We start from the raw sequence: 2,509 nt of genomic DNA, 5'->3' as shown, positions 1-2,509 counted from the left end.
CGCTGGTGCGGCTGGACCCCGACCGCGCGCGGCTGGCGCTGGCGCAGAGCGAGGCGCAACTGCGCAAGCTGGAGAACAACTACCGCCGCTCGCAGCAGCTGGTGGGCCAGCAACTGGTGAGTGCCGCCGACGTCGACCAGATCAAGTACGACCTGGCCAACGTGCGCGCGCAACACCAGTTGGCCGCGCTGGAGCTGTCCTATGCCACGGTGGTGGCGCCGATCTCCGGAGTGATCGCCTCGCGCTCGATCAAGACCGGCAACTTCGTGCAGATCAATACGCCGATCTTCCGCATCGTCGACGATTCGCGCCTGGAGGCCACGCTCAACGTGCCCGAGCGCGAACTGGCCACGCTCAAGACCGGGCAGCCGGTGACCCTGCTGGCCGATGCGCTGCCGGGCAAGCAGTTCCGCGGCCGGGTCGACCGCATCGCGCCGGTGGTGGATGCCGGCAGCGGCACCTTCCGCGTGGTCTGCGCCTTCGACGAAGGGGCGGAGGCGCTGCAGCCGGGCATGTTCGGCCGCATCCGCATCGATTACGACCAGCGCGCCGATGCGCTGGTGGTGCCGCGGCTGGCGCTGCTCGACGACGGCGAGCCGGCGGTGTTCCGCGTGGTCGCCGGCAAGGTCGCGCGGGTGCCGGTGACGCTGGGCTATGCGGAAGGGCCGTGGGTGGAGATCCGCCAGGGCCTGCAGGCCGGCGACCAGGTGGTCACCGCCGGCAAGGTCGCGCTGCGCGACGGCAGCCGCGTGCAGGTGATCGCGCCGCAGCGCGAGGTGGCCGACGCCGCCCCGGCCACCACCGCCGGAGCGCGCTGATGCACGGCGCCGATTCCGACGCGCACGCACCGCCTGCGCCCGCCGCCGCGCACGGTGGCGGCCTGGTCGAATTCGCCACCCGCCGCCGCGTGACCATCGCGATGATCACGCTGACCATGCTGCTGTTCGGCGCGATCGCGCTGCACGGGCTCAAGGTCAACCTGCTGCCGGACCTGAGCTATCCGACCCTGACCGTGCGCACCGAGTACGCCGGCGCCGCGCCGTCGGAGATCGAGACGCTGGTGACCGAGCCGGTCGAAGAAGCCGTCGGCGTGGTCAAGAACCTGCGCAAGCTCAAGTCGGTCTCGCGCACCGGACAGAGCGACGTGGTGCTGGAGTTCGCCTGGGGCACCAACATGGATCAGGCCAGCCTGGAGGTGCGCGACAAGATGGAGGCGCTGTCGCTGCCGCTGGAGGCCAAGGCGCCGGTGCTGCTGCGCTTCAATCCCTCCACCCAACCGATCATGCGCCTGGTGCTGTCGAGCAAGACCGCCGCGCACACCGACGCCGAGGCGGTGCGCGCGCTGACCCAGTTGCGTCGCTACGCCGACGAGGACCTGAAGAAGAAGCTGGAGCCGGTGGCGGGCGTGGCCGCGGTCAAGGTCGGCGGTGGGCTGGAGGACGAGATCCAGGTGGATATCGACCAGCAGCGGCTGGCGCAGCTCAACATGCCGATCGACACGGTGATCGCGCGGCTCAAGGACGAGAACGTCAATCTCTCCGGCGGACGCCTGGAGCAGGGGACGCAGCGCTACCTGGTGCGCACGGTCAACCAGTTCGCCGACCTGGACGAGATTCGCAACCTGTTGCTGACCACCCAGGGCGCCGGCGGCAACGCGGCCGACGCGGCACTGCAGCAGATGTATGCGATCGCCGCCTCCACCGGCTCGGAAGCCGCGATCGCGGCGGCGTCGGCGGCGCAGAGCGCGACCTCCAGCACGACCACCACCGTCGCTGGCGGCATGCCGATCCGGCTCAAGGATGTCGCGCAGGTGCGGCAGGGCTACAAGGAGCGCGAGGCGATCATCCGCCTGGGCGGCAAGGAGGCGGTGGAACTGGCCATCTACAAGGAAGGCGACGCCAACACCGTGGCCACCGCGGCGGCGCTGCGCAAGCGCCTGGAACAACTGCAGGCGCAGATTCCCGCCGACGCCGAACTGACCACGCTGGAAGACCAGTCGCGCTTCATCGAGCACGCCATCGGCGACGTCAAGAAGGACGCGGTGATCGGCGGCCTGCTGGCGATCCTGATCATCTTCCTGTTCCTGCGCGATGGGTGGAGCACGTTCGTGATCGGGCTGTCGCTGCCGGTGTCGATCGTGACCACGTTCTTCTTCATGGACCGGCTCGGCCTGAGCCTCAACGTGATGTCGCTGGGCGGGTTGGCGCTGGCCACCGGCCTGGTGGTGGACGATTCCATCGTGGTGCTGGAAAGCATCGCCAAGGCGCGCGAGCGCGGCCTGAGCGTGCTCGATGCGGCGATCGTCGGCACCCGCGAGGTGGGCATGGCGGTGGTCGCCTCGACCCTGACCACGATCGCGGTGTTCCTGCCGCTGGTGTTCGTGGAGGGCGTGGCCGGGCAACTGTTCCGCGACCAGGCGTTGACCGTGGCGATCGCCATCGCGATCTCGCTGGTGGTGTCGATGACCCTGATCCCGATGCTGAGCTCGCTGAAGGGCCGTGCGCCGCTG

General features: G+C 69.6%; 2 protein-coding genes. Both read left to right on the top strand.

Annotation, left to right across the window (positions count from 1 at the left end; translation table 11 throughout):
• Nucleotides 1–818 (top strand): efflux RND transporter periplasmic adaptor subunit (locus D183_RS25775; RefSeq protein ID WP_017911095.1); only part of this gene is annotated, 818 nt, incomplete at its 5' end.
• The coding region (locus D183_RS25770; protein WP_017911094.1) for an efflux RND transporter permease subunit at nucleotides 818–2,509 on the top strand (1,692 nt) is incomplete at its 3' end. The genes D183_RS25775 and D183_RS25770, both read left to right, overlap by 1 nt.

It is taken from the genome of Xanthomonas sp. SHU 199 (genome assembly GCF_000364665.1).
Lineage (GTDB): Bacteria > Pseudomonadota > Gammaproteobacteria > Xanthomonadales > Xanthomonadaceae > Xanthomonas_A > Xanthomonas_A sontii.
This window is presented reverse-complemented; position numbering and strand designations above follow the sequence as displayed.